This is a genomic window from Streptomyces sp. I05A-00742 (assembly GCF_013055795.1).
In the GTDB taxonomy this organism is placed as follows: domain Bacteria; phylum Actinomycetota; class Actinomycetes; order Streptomycetales; family Streptomycetaceae; genus Streptomyces.
Genome location: NZ_JABETO010000015.1, coordinates 128,108 through 144,328, shown reverse-complemented (window position 1 = coordinate 144,328; position 16,221 = coordinate 128,108). Strand labels below are relative to the sequence as shown.

The following is a 16,221-nucleotide window of genomic DNA, read 5'->3' as shown; positions in this document are numbered from 1 at the left end:
TGGCCCGGCCCCGGCCCGGCCCCGGCCCGGAGAGGCCCGCGGCTTCATGGCGGCCCGCGCCCCCTCCGCCACCCGGAACGGCGACCGGACCGCGGCCCTCCCCCCACCGCGAGCCGGTGCGCCCCCGGCGTCCCCCCGCCCACCGAACGCCACTGCCACCCGCCCGCCACCGCCACCGCCACACGCCCCCGCCCCCCGGCGGACGGACGCGGCCGGGCCGGCCCCCACCCCTCCCGGTCCGGCGGCAGCCGGCCATCCCCCCACCCCCACACCCGGTGCCACCCCCCCCGCGCCGGAGAACGGAGCAGAAGGTGACCACGGCTCAGCACGTCACCGCCCCGCCGGGCGACCCCGGCAGCCGGAACGGCGACACCGGCGCGATTCCCGTGTCCGCCACGGGCGGCCCGCACGGCCGTCCCGCCCCCGGCCGCGGCACCGTCGGCACGGCGACCTCGCTCCTCGACGCCTACGAGCCCCAAGGCACCCGCTTCTTCGCCTCGCCCACCCGCACCCTCCTCGCGCACGGCGTGCGCGCCGAAGTCCCGCACGGTGACGCCCCCCTGGCCCGCCGCGTGGCCGAGACCCTGGGGGCGCGACGGCGTGCGGGCCACGAGGCGCCCCTCGTCATCGGGGCGGTGCCCTTCGACCGGAGCGCCCCCGCGGTCCTCGCCGTCCCCGAGACCGTCCGCACGGCACCGCCGCTGGCCGCCGACCCGCTCGTGGCGCTGCCCGCCGCGCCGCCGCCCGCGGCCGACTGGGACGTCCGTCCGGTGCCCGAGCCCGCCGTCTACGCAGCCGCCGTCGCCGAAGCCGTCCGCCGCATGGAACGCGGCGAGTTCGGCAAGGTGGTCCTCGCCCGCACCCTCCGGCTCACCTCCTCCCGGGACCTCGACCTCCCCGGCCTGCTCGGCCGCCTCGCCCGCCGCGACCCGTCCGGCTACACCTTCGCCGTTCCCTCAGGCCCCGGCCGCACCCTGCTGGGCGCCAGCCCCGAACTGCTCGTCTCCCGGCGCGGCGGGCGCGTCGTCACCAATCCGCTCGCCGGTTCGACGCCGCGCAGCGCCGACCTGGCCGAGGACGTCCGGCGGGCCGCGGCGCTGCTGGAGTCGGAGAAGGACCTGCACGAGCACGCCATGGTCGTCGACGCGATCCGCGAGGCCCTCGCCCCGTACTGCCGCTCCCTCGACGTCCCCGAACGCCCCACCCTCGTCCGCACGGCCACCATGTGGCACCTGTCCACCACCATCGAGGCCGACCCGGCCGACCCGGCGGTGTCGGCGCTGGAACTGGCCTGCGCCCTCCACCCCACCCCGGCGGTCTGCGGCACCCCCACCGACACCGCCCGCCGTGTCATCGGGGAGCTCGAACCCTTCGACCGGGGCGTCTACACCGGCATGGTCGGCTGGGGCGACGCCGACGGCGACGGCGAGTGGGTCGTCACCATCCGCTGCGCCGAGGCCGAGCCCGCCGAGCGGCGGCTGCGGCTGTTCGCCGGGGCCGGCGTGGTGGAGCAGTCGTCCCCCGAGGCGGAGACCGCCGAGACCGGCGCCAAGTTCCGGACCTTCCTGCAGGCTGTGGGAGTTGACCAGTGATGGAGACGAACGACGTCATGACCGCCGACGCACCCGGCTACCCGGAGGCGTTCGCCGAGCGCTACCGCGCCGCCGGCTGGTGGCGCGGCGAGACCTTCGGGCGGATGCTGCGCGAGCGCGCGGAAGCCCACCCCGAGCGGGTGGCGATCGTCGACCCCGGCACCGCGCCGGACGGGTCCGGGACCCGCCGGTGGACGTACGGGGAGCTCGACGCACGGGCCGGCCGCCTGGCCGCAGGGCTGCTGGCCCGGGGCATCGGCAAGGGCGACCGGGTGGTCGTCCAACTGCCCAATGTCGCCGAGTTCTTCGAGGTCGTCTTCGCGCTGTTCCGCATCGGTGCGCTGCCGGTCTTCGCGCTGCCGGCGCACCGCGACAGCGAGATCCGGCACTTCTGCGCCTTCACCGAGGCCGCCGCCTATGTGATCCCGGACGTCAACGAGGGCTACGACCACCGCGAACTCGCCTCCCGGGTCCGGGCCGAGGTGCCCACGCTGCGGCACGTCCTGGTCGTCGGTGACCCCGGCCCGCACACCGCGCTCACCGAGGTGCCCGTCGAACCGGCAGTGCCCGTCGAACCGGACGTGCCCTTCGAAGCAGACGTGCCCTTCGACGGGCCCGAGCCGCACGACCTGGCCTTCCTCCAGCTCTCCGGCGGCTCCACCGGCGTGCCCAAGCTCATCCCGCGCACCCACGACGACTACATCTACTCGGTGCGGGCCTCCAACGAGATCTGTGGGGTCGACGAGAACAGCGTGTACCTCTGCGCGCTGCCCGCCGCCCACAACTTCCCGCTGAGCTCCCCGGGCACCCTGGGCGCCCTGTACGCCGGCGCTCGCGTGGTGCTGACGCCGCGCCCCACCCCCCACGTGGCGTTCCCGATCATCGAGCGCGAGCGGGTGACCCTCACGGGCCTGGTGCCCCCGCTGGCCCTGGTGTGGACGGAGGCGGCCGCCACCACCCCGTACGACCTGTCCAGCCTCGACGTCCTGCTCGTGGGCGGCGCCAAGTTCAGCGAGGAGGCCGCCCGCCGGGTGCGGCCGGCCCTCGGCTGCACCCTCCAGCAGGTCTTCGGCATGGCCGAGGGCCTGGTCAACTACACCCGGCTCGACGACCCCGAGGAGGTCGTCGTCGGCACCCAGGGCCGGCCGATCTCCCCCGACGACGAGATCCGCGTCGTGGACGACGAGGACAACGACCTGCCCGTCGGCGAGACCGGACACCTGCTCACCCGAGGCCCCTACACGATCCGCGGCTACTGGCGCGCCCCCGAGCACAACGCGACGGCCTTCACCGCCGACGGCTTCTACCGCACCGGCGACGTCGTCCGCCGCACGGAGACCGGGTACCTCGTCGTCGAGGGCCGGGCCAAGGACCAGATCAACCGGGGCGGCGAGAAGGTCGCCGCCGAGGAGATCGAGAACCACATCCTGGCCCATCCCTCGGTGCACGACGCCGCCGTGGTCTCCATGCCCGACCCCTACCTCGGCGAACGCACCTGCGCCTACGTGGTCCTGCGCACCGGCGCGGAACCCGTCACCTCCTCGGCCCTCAAGAAGTTCATCCGGGGCCGGGGCCTGGCCGGCTACAAGGTCCCCGACCGGGTGGAGTTCACGGACGCCTTCCCGCAGACCGGCATCGGCAAGGTGTCGAAGAAGGACCTCCGCGCGGCGATCGCGACGGAGGTGGCGGCGAAGGAGCGCTGAGACGGGCGGCGTTCCGGCAAGAAACGAGCCCCGACCGGACCCCGTCGGAGAACCGGACCCCGTCGGAGAAACAGCAGCATCAGCACCGAAAGGCCCGCACCATGGCGCTCCCTGCCATCGCTCCCTACCCCATGCCCGGGGAGGACGACCTCCCGGCGAACAAGGTCCACTGGACCGTCGACCCGGACCGCGCCGTCCTGCTCGTCCACGACCTCCAGAACTACTTCCTCGGCGCCTTCACCGAGAACGCCTCGCCGGTCACCGAACTCCTCGGCAACGTCGGCCGGCTGAAGAAGGAGTGCGCGCGGCTCGGCGTCCCGGTCGTGTACTCCGCTCAGCCCGGCGGTCAGACCCCCGCCGAACGCGGGCTCCAGCAGGACTTCTGGGGGCCGGGCCTGCCCGACGACGAGCACGCCCGGGCCATCGCCGACGCCGTGGCGCCCACCGAAGGGGACACCGTCCTCACCAAGTGGAAGTACAGCGCCTTCGTCCGCTCCGACCTCGCGGACCGGATGGCCGCGCAGGGCCGTGACCAGCTCGTCGTCGTCGGCGTCTACGCCCACATCGGCGTCATGATGACCGCCGCCGACGCGTGGATGCGCGACATCCGGCCGTTCGTCGTCGCCGACGCCGTCGCCGACTTCTCGGCCGGGGACCACGCCATGGCCCTCCGCTGGGCCGCCGCCAAGTGCGCCGTCGTCAGCACGACGGACCGGATCCTGTCGGACCTCGAAGGGAACTGACGCCATGTCCCCCCAGCGTCCCACCGAACGGGACCGTCGGCCGCGCGCCGGCACTCCTTGCGGCACGCGCCCGACGGCGGCGGGGCGGAGAACGGCGACGGCACGGGCGGCCGCGACGAGCGCGGGAGCACGCCGGTGACCGTACGCGCCCCCGACCGGTCGCCCCTCCCGGGAAGCCGCCCGGCCGTCCAGGAGGACGGGCCGGCGGGCCTGCCACTGACGGCGGCGCAGGCGGAGCTGTGGGCCGAGCAGGCCCGCGACCCCGGCGGCGCGGCGCTGAACACCGCCGCGTACCGGGAGATCCACGGCCCGCTCGACCCCGTGCTGTTCGCGGAGGCCCTGCACCGCACGGTGGGCGAGGCGGACGCCCTCCGGGTACGGATCACGGACACCCCGCACGGCCCCCGCCAGCAGCCCATCGCGGTCGAACCGCCGGGGCACGGCTTCCCCCTGTGCGCCGCCGACCTGCGCGGCCAGGGCGACGTCGGCGACGCGACCGCCACGGCGCTGGCCTGGATGCACGCGGACCTCGACCGGGCCATCGACCTGGCCGAAGGGCCGCCGTTCCGGTACGGGCTGTTCCGGGTCGGCGACCGGCGCTGGCTCTGGTACCGGCGGGTGCACCGGGCCGTGCTCGACGGGTACGGCCGGACGCTGGTGGACCATCGCGTCGCCGAGGTCTACACGGCGCTGTCGGCGGGGGAGGAGCCGGAGCCCAGCCCCTTCGGCCGGCTCGCCTGTCTGGTCGCCGAGGACACGGGGTACCGGAACTCCGCCGCCTACGACCGGGACCGCGCCTACTGGCGGAGCCGGCTCGGTGACCTGGCCGGGGCGGGGGAGACCACGACGGGCGGAGACGCCGCGCACGCACCAACGCGCCCTACGTGCCACATCGTTCACGTCGACCCCGACACCACCACCCGGCTGCGTGAGCTCGCCGCGTCCGTCCGGGGTTCCTGGACGGGCCTGCTTCTCGCCGCGCACGCCCTGCACCTGTCCCGCACGACCCACCGCGAGGACGTCGTCCTCCGGCTGCCCCTGACGGGCCGTACGAGCCCGGCGGCGCTGCGCGTTCCCGGCACCGTGCGGAACGCGGTCCCACTGCGTCTCACCGTCACCTCCGACACCACGTTCGCGGAACTGACCCGCCAGGCCGACCTCGGCATCCGCGAGGCCCGCCGCCACCAGCGCCACCGGGGCGCCGACATCCGCCGTGAACTCGGCCTGCCCGCCGGGCACCCCGCCCTCTCCGGCCCGCTCGTCGACGTCGTCCCGGCCGGGGAACCGGTCGCCTTCGCCGGTGCCCGCAGCACCCTCCACCCGCTCGCGACGGGAGCCGGCGGCGGCACCACCACCGTCACCCTGCGCGACACGGCGGACGGCGGGCTGCGCATCGACTGGGAGACCGCTCCCGGCTCCCGGTCCGACGGCGACGGGGCGGACAGCCAGGCGGCGGACGGCTCGCGGCACTTCGCCGACCTGCTGGTCCGGCTGTCCGGGCGTGACCCCCACCTGCCGCTCGACACCCTTTCCCCCGCACATGACGAGGAACACGAGCGCGTACTGCGCGAATGCAACGACACCGCCGTGACGGTCCCGCCCACGACGGCGATCGGCCCGTTCGAGGCACGGGCCGCCCGGACGCCCGGGGCGACCGCGCTCGTCGCCGACGGCGAGTGCCTGAGCTACGCGGAGCTGAACGCCCGCGCCAACCGCCTCGCCCGGCACCTCGCGGCCCTCGGCCTGCGCCCCGGCAGGTTCGCCGGCGTCGACCTGCCCCGGTCCACCGCCCAGGTGGTGGGCCTCCTCGCGGTCCTCAAGACGGGCGGCGCCTGGCTGTTCCCGGTCCCCGGACGACCGGACGAGGAGCCCGCTCCCGTCTGCGTCCTGGCCGCCACGTCCGCACGGGCCGAACGGCTCGCCGCCGGGCGGGCCGTGCCGGTGGGCCTGGACGACCCCGCCCTGCCGCACCGGCTCGCCGGGTACCCGGCCACCGACCCCGGCCGTCCTCTGACGCCCCGTCACTCGGCGTACGCCACCCGCGTACCGTCCGGCCCGTGCGCCGGCCGCACCGTCGTCGTACCGCACTCCGCGCTCGACAACCGGCTGCGGTGGCTCCAGGGCCGGTACGAACTGGCCGCCGGTGACCGGGTCCTGCTGACCGGGCCCCCATCCGCCGACACCTGGGCGGAGGAACTGCTCTGGCCGCTGCGGGAAGGGGCCGCGCTCGTCCTCGCGGACGACGGGGAGCCCGCCGCCTCCACAGCCCGTCGCATCCGCGAACACGGCGTCACCGTCGCCCGCTTCGCCTCGGAAGCCCTCGACCCGTTCCTCCGCACACCGGGAGCGGCGGACTGCGCGACCCTGCTGCATGTCCTCACGACGGAGGAACCGCCGGGCCCCGCGACCGTCGGCCGGTTCCGGAGCACCCTGCCGCACGCCGCCCTGCACCACCACTACGGCCCGGCGGAGGCGGCCGGCACGGCCCACCACACCTGCGAGCCGGGCGGATCCGCGCCGACGGAAGCCCTCCGGCCCGTCTGGAACACCCGCCTCCACATCCTCGACCCGGCGCTCCGGCCCTGCCCGCCCGGCGTCCCGGGTGAACTGTGCGTCGCGGGCGCCCAGCTGGCCACCGGGTACGCCGGCCGCCCGTCCGCCACCGCGGTCCGCTTCCCGGCCGATCCTTACGGACCGCCGGGGACGCGCATGTACCGTACGGGCCAGTGGGCGCGACGGCGCGCGGACGGCGGCGTCGAACTGCTCGGCGACCGCCCCACGGCCGGACGGCCGTAGGCCAACAGACTCCGGCCTCGGCGGATGCCGCCGCCGAGGCCGGTCGGACGCCCCACGGGCACCCCCGTCCCGTCCGGGCCGGACCGAAGGGCACAGGGGACGGACGGGGGACGGCAGGAGACGACCGGTACGTGACAGGAGACGACAGGAGACGCCGGGAGATGACCCCGCCCAGCAGGCCCAGTACGCCCAGTACCCCCACCGCGCCCGTACGCCCGCGGACGCTCGGCCGCGATCCGCTGCCCGGACCGTGGGCCCCGGGCGCACCCGCCCTGTGGCTGCTGCGCGTTCCGGACGACGGCGGCCCGCGCCCCCGCGAGGAGTACGAGGACGTCCTCGACGTCCGGGAACGGGCCCGCGCCGCCGCCTTCGTCCGCGACCTGCACCGCGAGCGCTACATCGCCGCCCACCTCGGGCTGCGCCGGCTCCTCGGCGCCTACCTGGACGTCGCGCCGGGGGCGGTCGAGCTGGTCCGCGAACCCTGCCCCTGCTGCGGCGCCCCGCACGGCCGTCCCGCGGCGGCGGGAGCCCCCCTGCACTTCAACCTCTCGCACGCAGGCGACCTGGTGCTCTTCGCCTTCGCGGACACCCCGGTCGGCGCCGACGTGGAGGAGGTCCAGCGGGCCTCGGTGGTCGAGAGCGTCGGACGCTCCCTCCACCCGCGCGAGGTCGCCGAACTGGCGGCCCTTCCGGAGGCGGACCGGACCTCGGCCTTCTCCCGCTGCTGGACGCGCAAGGAGGCGTACCTCAAGGGGACGGGCACGGGACTCGCGGAGCGGCTGTCGGTGACGTACGTGGGCTGCGGCCCGCGGCCCACGTCGCCGCCCGGCTGGACGGTGAGCGACGTCGACGCGGGCCCGGGGTACACGGCGGCGGTGGCCCTCGCCCTCGCGGAGCCCGGTCCACCGGCGGAGTGAGGGGGTACCGGGACGGCCGCGTCACCCGAACGGAGCAGCCCCGCCCCCGTCACGCCCGGTGCCCTGCCAAGGTGAAGACATGGCTTCCAAGAGCAGGTCCTCGTCCAGCGGCCCCTCCCGCGCCGGCCCCATGGGCGCCCGGCTGCGGGAGGCGGCGACGACCGGGAGGGTCGTCCTGCTGATCCTCGCCGTCCTGGCGGTGGTCTTCGTCTTCGAGAACACCCGGCACGTCAAGATCCGGATCATCGGCCCTGAGGTCTCCATGCCGCTGTGGCTCGCGCTCGCCGCGATGCTGGTCATCGGCTGGCTGGTGGGCCGATTCGTGACGGTCCGCCGGCGGTGAACGGCGCCGCCGCACTCGATCAAGGTCCCGAAAAAGCTCCGGGCCCCCGCCTGTTGAGAGGCGGGGGCCCGAATTCCTGTGCGCCACCAGGGACTCGAACCCCGGACCTGCTGATTAAGAGTCAGCCGCTCTAACCAACTGAGCTAGCGGCGCGGGAAAAAACTATCAGATCTTCCGTTCGAAGCAAACGCCGGAGCCCGGTCGACCAGGGGAGTCGCACCCTGGGTGAGCGGACGGATCTCTTGCGTCATCAGTCCCTGCTGTGTGGATTCGCCTCGGGCCCCTCGGTGCTGAGCAGCACCACGGTCGCGTCGGGGGCGAGCCCCAGCGCGGCCCGCCGTTCGTCCGCGTCCGCACCCGTCAGCGCGGCCCGGAGCCCCGCGAGGGAGGCGGCACCGCAGGGGCCGGAGGAGACGCCGAGGCGGGCGAGGCCGTCGGCGGCGCGGGCGCTGTCCGCGTCGGTGACGGCGACGGCCGCGTCCAGGCCGTCCCGGAGGAAGGGCCAGGCGAGGGCGGACAGGGTGCCGCAGTTGAGGCCCGCCATGGTGGTCTCGCCGGTGACGACGGTGACCGGCTCGCCGCGCGTGAGGCTGGTGAGGGCGGCCGTCGCGGCCTCGGGCTCCACCGCCAGCAGCGCCGGGGCCGGACCGGCGGGGCGGCTGCGGTAGTGGGTGACGGCGGCCTGGGCCAGCGACCCCACGCCGACCGGGACGGCCACCAGACCGGGCAGCCCCGCCCCCGCGGCCGCCAACTGCTCGTCGGTCTCGGCGAAGAGCGTGGAGTAGCCCTCCACGATCCACCCCGGGACCCGCTCGTAGCCGGGCCAGGCGGTGTCCTGGACCAGCACCGCGTCCGGTGCGCCGGCCGCCTCGGCCGCCAACCGCACCGCGTCGTCGTAGGAGCCCGCGACCCGCACGACGTCCGCCCCCTCGGAGGCGATGGCCGCCGCGGCGGCCGGGTGCACGCCCCGCGCCACGAACACCCGGGCCCGCTGGCCGAGCAGACGGGCCATCCGGGCCAGCGCCCGGCCGTGGTTGCCGTCCGTCGCGGTCACCAGCGTGACCGGGTCCGTGCCCCGGCCGTCCGCCGTCCGCTCGGCCAGGATCCGGTGCACCGCCCAGGACGCGCCCAGCGCCTTGAACGCGGGCAGGCCCAGCCGGGACGACTCGTCCTTGACGAAGACCCGTCCCACGCCCAGCTCCCCTGCCAGGGCGGGCAGTTCGGTCAGCGGCGTCGGCGCGTACGCGGGCAGCGAGGCGTGGAACTCCCGCTGTCCGGCGGTGACCGGCGCGCAGGTCCAGGACCGGGCGGCCGGGCGGGAGTACCAGGACGGGGTGCTGGCGGGATCAGGGTTGTTCGTCGGCATGCGTCCAGCGTGCGGCCTCGGCATCCTTCGAGTCCAGCGCATGATTCCGGCCTATATTCATCGGGAAAGCCGACTGATCGCCATCGGCCACCGGCGCGCCGAGGAGGGAGCCGTCCACCCGTGTTCGACCTGCACCGACTCCGGCTGCTGCGCGAGCTCAAGCACCGCGGCACCCTCGCGGCCGTCGCCGCCGCCCTCTCCTACAGCCCCTCCACCGTCTCCCAGCAGCTCTCCCAGCTGGAGACGGAGGTCGGCGTGAAGCTGCTGGAACCGGTGGGGCGGCGGGTGCGGCTGACGGACCAGGCGGAGATCCTGGTCGCCCACACCGAGGCGGTCCTCGAACGCCTGGAACGCGCCGAGGCGGACATCGCCACGTCCCTGGCCGGCCTCACCGGCTCCCTGCGCGTCGCCGCCTTCCAGACGGCCGCCCTCGCGCTCGTGCCCGGCGCCCTCGACCTGCTCCGCGACGCCCACCCGCACCTGCGGGTCCACGTCACCCAGGGGGAGCCGGAGACCGCGCTGCCCGCCCTGTCGGCCCGGGACTTCGATCTGGTCGTCGCCGAGGAGTACCCGGGCGACCCCCACCCCCGCGCGGCCGGGCTGGAGGAGCGGCACCTGCTCGACGACACCCTCCGGCTCGCGCTCCCCGCCCCCGACGCCGTCCCCGGGGCGGCGGACGGCCCGACGGCCGCTCTGCGCTCCCTCGCCGGCCACCCTTGGGTCATGGAGCCCGAGGGCACGGCCTCCCGCCGCTGGGCCGTGTCCCTCTGCCGGGACGCCGGGTTCGAACCCGACGTACGGTTCGAGAGCAGCGACCTGCTGCTCCACCTCCGCCTCGTCGAGCAGGGCCACGCCGCGGCCCTCCTCCCCGACCTCGTCTGGAACGGACGGCCGCCGACCGTCCCCCTGCGCCCCCTCCCGCGTGGGCGGCGCACCCGCCGGATCTCCACCGTCGTCCGGCGGGGGCGGGGCCGTCACCCGGCCGTGGTGGCGTGCCGCGACGCGCTCCGCCGGGCGGCGACGCGAGCCGCGTGAGCGCGGGCGTGTCCGGTGGGTCCTGCCCCGGTCCCTCCCTTTCACCGTTTCTTGCGGGGGCAAGCCCCCGCACCCCCAGAGCGCGCCTGCGGCGCGCGTCCTCAAGCGCCGGACGGGCTGACTTCAGCCCGTCCGGCGCTTGAGGACAACCGCGCGAAGCGCGGTTTCAAGGGGGCGCGGGGCACCCCCCGGGGAAGGACCCACCGGACAGACCTTGGCCGGCGTGTCACCCCATCCGCGCGCCCGCAGCCCGATGCGTCGCCGAGACGGCCGCCAGGTCCGCCCGCTCGCGGGACGTCACGGCGGGGGAGACCCGGACCAGCGTGTCCCCGAACTGCCGGGCGCAGAACTGTTCCAGCCCACCGTGCCCCGCCGACCAGGCCCGCATCCCCGCCTCGTCCGAGGGGAGTTCGGCCAGCAGCCGCTCGAAGGCCCGCGCGTGGTACGCGACCGCGGAACCGCCGAACCGGCAGACGGTCCACCGCCGGTCGGCGAGCTCCGCGACATGGGCCCTGAGGACGCTGGACGCGTCGTGGCAGAAGACGACGTCGTCCTCGAAGACCAGCACGTGCCGGAGCTCCTGCTGCCGGGCCTGGGCGACGGCCGTGCGGTGCGACAGGGCGTGGGCGGCCGAGGGGTCGCCGGGCACGGCGGCGGCCGGCAGCCGCCGGACGCGGCCGGCGATGCCGAGGCGGCGGAAGCGGCGGTTGGCCGCGACCCAGCGGTGCGGTTCGGCGTCGGCGTTGACGCACACCAGCGCGTCGAAGTGGTCGAGCGGGTGGCTCCGTTCGGCGGCGTGGTCCGCCAGCCAGCTGTCCACGATGTCCCCGCAGCGCTCGCGGTAGTGGTCGAGGACCGGCTCGACGGCCATGCCCGCCTCCTCCCAGGCGAGGAGGTGGTCGCGGCAGCGGTCCGCGGTGTCCGCGGGAAGGGCCGTGCCGTGCGGCCGGACGGTGCGGCGGGTCCAGCGCAGGAACGGCAGGCACAGCGCCCGGGCGCCCGCCGCCCGGAACTTCTTGTGCAGGTAGCCCTCCTCCGCCCCCTGGCCCCGCAGCCGCGGATTGAACCCCGGCCAGACCTCCTTGCGGCAGGCGAACAGCCCGAGCCCCTGCATCCCGATCTCGAACGGCGGGGCATCCGGGTCCGCCCCGCGCGGGTCGCACCCCCACGTACCGAACGACGTGCCGTCGAACACCGGGTCCAGATGCGTCCGCATGGTGCGCAGGTCGTCGCCGAGCAGCGGCCCCTGGAGCAGGTCGCGCGACTGCGGGTGCTCGTCGGCGTACGCCAGGAGGCGGGCGAGGGCGCCGGGGGCGAGCAGCACGTGGGAGTCCACGCACAGCACCCACTCGGTCCGCGCCTCACGGAACACCAGGTCCCGGAGCGCCGTCCCGCGCACATGCCCGACGGGCACGTACCGCAGGCCCGGGACCGTTCCCTCCATCGCCCGCAGACCGGCGGACGTCGGGCCGTCCGGATCGCCGTCCACGAGGAGCAGGTCGACGCGGTCGGCGACCTCGGGGTGGTGGAGGCGGAGGGAGAGGAGGGTGAAGTACGCGCCGTCGTAGTCGTCGTGGACCGCCGTGCCGACGGTCAGACGCGCGGGTGCCGCAGTGGCCATGAGGTGTCCCCGCTCACTGGGAGGTCGTGCCGAGCCAGCCGTGGAAGGCGAACCGGCTGTCGAGCAGCTTCGCCGACGGGGAGTTCACGGGCCGCACCTGATACCAGGCGTCCGCCGGGAAGAAGACCAGGGAGTCGTGGTCCGGCTGCACGTCCCGGAACGACTCCGCGATGCCCGGGTGCCCCTCGCGGACCGTCGTGTCGTAGATCCGGGTCTGGCCGCCCGTGAACCCGCGCGGCCTGCGGTGCAGGTGGTAGAGGAACGCGATCCGGCGCGGATCCCCCGCGCCCGCGGAGTCGCGCACCGGCGGCTCCTGCTGCCGGTCGTCGGCGGGCAGCTCGTTGTGCATCGTGAAGCCGAACGACACCCGGGCGTCCGTGACGGGCACCCCCAGCATCGTCATCACCATCGGCGACAGCCGGGTCACCACGGCGGCCAGCGAAGGGAACCGCGCCGTTTGGTCCGCGCACCGCCACGTCGGCGGCACCACGGCCTCCGCCCCCGCCCCCTGCCCCCGCACCTCCGCCATCAGCGCGTGGCACCCCTCCTCCAGCAGCCGGTCGGCCGCCGCCGCGCCGAGCACGTCGTCGAACCGGCACATCTGCGTCGCCAGTGTCACCGCCGTCGTCGCGGTCGCCCGCGGCACACCGCTCCCGCGCTCCGCCTCGGCCACTCCCACGGTCTCGGTCATCCCGTCACCTCCACCTGCTCCGGGGATGCGGCAGGGGTACCACCGGACGTACGACGCGAAACGGCCGCCCGCCCCCGCCATCCGGCTGCGGACCGCCCGTCACCCGGGCGGGGGCATGACCCGGGCCGCGACGGTCAGCCGACCGCCAGCTGCCATTTGATCTCTCCCTCGTGCCACTGGCCGGTGGAGGCGAGACCGGTGGCGGCGGCGACGGCGGCCGATGCCGTGTGATCGGGATGTATGTGGGCGACGACCGTTCGCACGCCGTGCTCTCCGAGCCAGGCCACCAGCCCCCGGGCCGCTTCGGTGGCGATGTCGCGCCGCTGCCACGGAGTCCCCACGACCCAGGAGATCTCCGTCTCCCGCCCCTGGTCGCCCTCGGTGACCGTCGCCTGGACCGTGCCCGTCAGGCAGGCCTCGTCGCGCAGCCGTATCACCCAGTTGCACCAGGCGACAGCCGGGTCGGGCGAGCCGGCGACCAGGCGTGCGTAGCGGGTGCGCAGATCCTGCGCGGCGGCCGGAGCCCCTCCGATGAAGGCATGCAACCCGGGGTCGGACAGCGCCTCGGCCATCTCGTCGGCGTGCTCGACCGACAGAGGGAGGAGCGTCAGCCGGTCGGTGTCGATGGTCCGGGGAACGAGGGTGGACACGCTGCCTCCAGCTCTGGGGCCCCTGAGCATGCCGCGTTCGTATGCCGCATTCATATATCGCGTTCGAAGCGGGCTCCTGCGAGGGCGATCAGTTCGAGCACCGTAGCCGGACCGGCGGCGCTGCCGCCAACGCCTTTTCCAGGGCTCCCTCCCCGGGGCCGGGCACAAGGACGAGCCGGAGCCGAAAGGGCTCCGGCTCCGGCTCGTCCGTGCTGCGCGGGGGTTCCTCAGGCGTTCGCAAGGCCTTCGCAAGGCCTGCGTCAAGCCTGCGTCAGCTGAAGCACTTGAGCGTCTCGTCGAACCCGGCGCAGTGCCAGCTGCCCCACCAGTAGCAGCCCTCGCCCTTCGCGAAGAGGCAGTTGTTGTCGCCGCGAATCCCCACGGTGAGGTTCCCCCGGACCACCCAGAGGCTCGGGTTCCAGCTGATGCTGCGCATCTTGGTGCTGAGGCTGAAACCCTCGAACCAGACGGACTTACCGCTCAGCTTGAGGCCGACGCCGGCCTTGGCCGTCCATCCGTGGGAGTCACTCTTGAACACGATGCCGCCGTAGACGCTCAGCGGACCGAGGATCTTGAATTCCCAGGGCCACTCGTCGTCGCTGCCGGCCGGCGGGGACGTGATGATCCGAGGGCCCTTCTCCGGGTGGTCCTCGGCGTACTGGGCGTCCGCGATATAGAGCTGCTTCAGCTCCTCGGCGGTCGTGTCGGGCTCATCATCCTTCTTGAGTTTGCTTGCCGCCCGGGCCAGTTCCTCCCAGGCGTTCGGGTCGATCCCTTGCAGTCCGGTCGAGGGATCAGTCGCCATGTGTTCCTCCCCTGACATTCACCGGCACCGTCCGGTGCCGGCATCTGTACGGAGCGCCTGCCCCCGGGCCGCTCTTCACGCCTCGACAGCCGGTCAATTCACCTCGACGCGCGATGGTTCGCCTATGTGTGTGCGGCGTGCAGCCATTCCTTCCCGATGGATATCGAGCGCCGTGCACGCCCCTGCCGCCCGGCGCTCTCCGGCCGACCACCACAGCGCCGCACAGACCGGGAACCGGCGCACACCGCACGCCGAGCACGTGATGACGTGCCCAGCCTCCTCCCATCCGGTGGCCGGGTGACGACAGTTCGCCGGTGTGATGCCCCTCATGTGTGCGCTGCCCTCTGGTGGCGGCCCATCGTGACCGTCAAGGCGGTGGCGGCGCGCCGGTCGCCCGCCCCGGACGCCTTGTAGTACTCCGTCCTGATGCGCAGGCACTCCGCGCAGCGGCCGGGGAGGGTGGCCCGGTCCGGCGGGGGAGGGGGCGTCGACGTCACCCGTTCGGCAAGAACGCGGAGCGGATCGGAGAGGGCCCGCTGGGGTCGATGGCCGTCGACCGGCTGATCGCCCGGCGCGAAGTCCACCTGCGGGAGAAGACGCTGTGGCGGATGCTCAACGAGCCGCCGCCCGCGCGGAGGAGATCCTCGGCGTGAACTTCGAGGACTTGGACCTCACCGCGCGCCGTTGCCCCGTGAAGGCCAAGGACGCCCGGAGCAAGGCACGCCGCCGGGTCGGACACGCGAGGACTTCGTGCCGGAGACTGTCTACGGGGACGCCGACACCGCCCGGCTCCCGCCCCGACTGCTGCGCGGCCGCAGCCGCGAGCCGGTGTTCGTCACCCACCGCCGCCCCGGCCCCGGCCAAGTCGTCGGCCCTCGCGATGCCTGCCCGGAGACGGGCCTCGCCCGGCTGTCATCCTGCGACAGGATGCCCTGATCGGCCGTGGCGGGCAGCCTCGACCAATTGGTCCCCCGCTTCGCTGCGGTAGTACAGCACCGACCGCCCTGCGCGCCGCCGCCGGACGAGTCCCGCGTCCAGCAGTACCTTCAGGTGCCTTCCTACGGAGCCCAGTGCCAGGCCGGTCAGTGCTACCAGTTGGGTGGTGCTCATCGGAGTGCTCAGGAGGGTGAGGGCCCGTGCCCGTTGCGGACCGAGCAGGGCGCGCAGCGCGTGGGGCGCCGGACGGTCCTCCTGCCCGGTCAGCACGCCTGAACACGGATACACCACGGCGTACCGATGGGGTTCGTCCCAGGTCACCCAGGCGCTGCGGGGGGTGACGGGGACGAACAGGAGCTGCGCCCCGGCAATGTCGCGGGGCGGGTAGTCGTGGGCGTTGATCTGCAGTTGGCCCTCGCCCAGCCAGCGAGTACGGGGGCGCAGGCCGTCGAGGGCTGTGGCCCAGCCACCCTCGCTCAACTGCCGGGTGCGGGCGACGATATCGGCTTCCAGGATGCGGCGGCGCCGCTCCCAGTCCGGAAGGACTGTGCGGGTCCACACCCACTCCAGCAGGGCGGCAGCGCGTTCGGGGAGGTCATCGCGGTACAGCAGGGGTGGGAGGGGCCCGCCGCCCAGGGCCGTTGCCAGGTCGGCGCGGGCGCTTGCGGAGGGGGTGGTCCGGACGCGGTGCAGTTCCTCGTCGATGTGAGGGCTCCCGTCGCCCACCGGGGCCGGAAGGAGGAAGTCGGCGATCCAGCCGGGACGGTAGCCGGCCCGGATCACGGCCGCCGCCACCGGGTCCCGGCCCAGCTGCTCGCGGTAGCCGCGCAGGTGAGCGTCCAGCCACTTCTGTTGTGCCGGGTGGGAGGCGACGGCCTCTTCCAGGTCGATGAGTGTGGCGAAGGTTTCGGCCAGGGGCGAGATCACGAACCGGCTGCGAGCCAGGGTGTCCGTGTCGAGCAGCCAGAGCCCCATTGTTTCGCCTCCCCGCGAAACATTAACAGCGCCACGGCGGCTGCTCGG

14 protein-coding genes, 1 tRNA gene and 1 pseudogene are annotated in these 16,221 nt (G+C 74.6%); 8 read left to right on the top strand and 8 right to left on the bottom strand.

What is annotated here, in order from left to right:
• Window positions 1–386 precede the first annotated feature (386 nt).
• The 6 genes from dhbC to HN013_RS16870 all read left to right on the top strand — a co-directional run bounded on the left by dhbC (window position 387) and on the right by HN013_RS16870 (window position 8,094).
• Window positions 387–1,592 (top strand): isochorismate synthase DhbC, encoded by a 1,206-nt coding sequence (gene dhbC / locus HN013_RS16895; protein ID WP_312018626.1) that lies wholly within the window; start codon window positions 387–389, stop codon window positions 1,590–1,592.
• On the top strand, window positions 1,592–3,295 hold the full coding sequence (locus HN013_RS16890) for a (2,3-dihydroxybenzoyl)adenylate synthase (RefSeq protein WP_171166980.1): 1,704 nt from the start codon (window positions 1,592–1,594) through the stop codon (window positions 3,293–3,295). Before dhbC ends, HN013_RS16890 begins: the two co-directional genes overlap by 1 nt.
• Before the next feature lie 101 nt (window positions 3,296–3,396).
• On the top strand, window positions 3,397–4,038 hold the full coding sequence (locus tag HN013_RS16885; RefSeq protein WP_171166979.1) for an isochorismatase family protein: 642 nt from the start codon (window positions 3,397–3,399) through the stop codon (window positions 4,036–4,038).
• Between the two features lie 135 nt (window positions 4,039–4,173).
• Window positions 4,174–6,834, top strand: coding sequence for an AMP-binding protein (locus tag HN013_RS16880; RefSeq protein WP_212764432.1), 2,661 nt, complete (start codon window positions 4,174–4,176; stop codon window positions 6,832–6,834).
• A 161-nt stretch (window positions 6,835–6,995) separates the two neighbouring features.
• Complete coding sequence (locus tag HN013_RS16875) at window positions 6,996–7,751, top strand: 4'-phosphopantetheinyl transferase superfamily protein (protein WP_171166977.1); 756 nt, start codon at window positions 6,996–6,998, stop codon at window positions 7,749–7,751.
• A gap of 79 nt (window positions 7,752–7,830) precedes the next feature.
• Window positions 7,831–8,094 carry a DUF1049 domain-containing protein gene (locus tag HN013_RS16870; protein ID WP_171166976.1) on the top strand — a complete coding sequence of 88 codons (264 nt, stop codon included), beginning with the start codon at window positions 7,831–7,833 and terminating at the stop codon, window positions 8,092–8,094.
• Between the two features lie 79 nt (window positions 8,095–8,173).
• On the opposite strand, the gene HN013_RS16865 is transcribed toward HN013_RS16870, so the two are convergent.
• Together HN013_RS16865 and HN013_RS16860 are read right to left on the bottom strand one after the other, a co-directional pair.
• Window positions 8,174–8,247, bottom strand: a tRNA-Lys gene (locus HN013_RS16865).
• Between the two features lie 97 nt (window positions 8,248–8,344).
• On the bottom strand, window positions 8,345–9,460 hold the full coding sequence (locus HN013_RS16860; protein ID WP_171166975.1) for a diaminopropionate ammonia-lyase: 1,116 nt from the start codon (window positions 9,458–9,460) through the stop codon (window positions 8,345–8,347).
• Window positions 9,461–9,580: 120 nt separating this feature from the next.
• On the opposite strand from HN013_RS16860, the gene HN013_RS16855 reads away from it, so the two are divergent.
• Window positions 9,581–10,495: a LysR substrate-binding domain-containing protein gene (locus tag HN013_RS16855; RefSeq protein WP_171166974.1), complete on the top strand. Its 915-nt coding sequence runs from the start codon at window positions 9,581–9,583 to the stop codon at window positions 10,493–10,495.
• A 226-nt stretch (window positions 10,496–10,721) separates the two neighbouring features.
• Here HN013_RS16855 and HN013_RS16850 read toward each other — a convergent pair whose 3' ends face one another.
• The 5 genes from HN013_RS16850 to HN013_RS34170 form a co-directional block, all read right to left on the bottom strand.
• The gene (locus tag HN013_RS16850; RefSeq protein ID WP_171166973.1) at window positions 10,722–12,116 is read right to left on the bottom strand and encodes a glycosyltransferase; all 1,395 of its coding nucleotides are present in this window, start codon (window positions 12,114–12,116) and stop codon (window positions 10,722–10,724) included.
• A gap of 13 nt (window positions 12,117–12,129) precedes the next feature.
• Window positions 12,130–12,807, bottom strand: a complete 678-nt coding sequence (locus tag HN013_RS16845; RefSeq protein ID WP_171166972.1) for a 2OG-Fe(II) oxygenase — start codon at window positions 12,805–12,807, stop codon at window positions 12,130–12,132.
• Between the two features lie 134 nt (window positions 12,808–12,941).
• Entirely contained in the window at window positions 12,942–13,457 is a 516-nt protein-coding gene (locus HN013_RS16840) for a GNAT family N-acetyltransferase (RefSeq protein ID WP_171166971.1), read from the bottom strand.
• Between the two features lie 271 nt (window positions 13,458–13,728).
• On the bottom strand, window positions 13,729–14,262 hold the full coding sequence (locus HN013_RS16835; RefSeq protein WP_171166970.1) for a hypothetical protein: 534 nt from the start codon (window positions 14,260–14,262) through the stop codon (window positions 13,729–13,731).
• 93 nt (window positions 14,263–14,355) lie between these two features.
• Window positions 14,356–14,592 (bottom strand): DUF6255 family natural product biosynthesis protein, encoded by a 237-nt coding sequence (locus HN013_RS34170; protein ID WP_398979964.1) that lies wholly within the window; start codon window positions 14,590–14,592, stop codon window positions 14,356–14,358.
• Window positions 14,593–14,807: 215 nt separating this feature from the next.
• On the opposite strand from HN013_RS34170, the pseudogene HN013_RS16830 reads away from it, so the two are divergent.
• A pseudogene (locus HN013_RS16830) lies at window positions 14,808–15,177 on the top strand (site-specific integrase); the annotation flags it as partial.
• Here the strand turns inward: HN013_RS16830 and HN013_RS16825 are convergent.
• Window positions 15,175–16,173: a helix-turn-helix transcriptional regulator gene (locus HN013_RS16825; protein ID WP_171166969.1), complete on the bottom strand. Its 999-nt coding sequence runs from the start codon at window positions 16,171–16,173 to the stop codon at window positions 15,175–15,177. The pseudogene HN013_RS16830 and the gene HN013_RS16825 overlap by 3 nt on opposite strands.
• Window positions 16,174–16,221 lie beyond the last annotated feature (48 nt).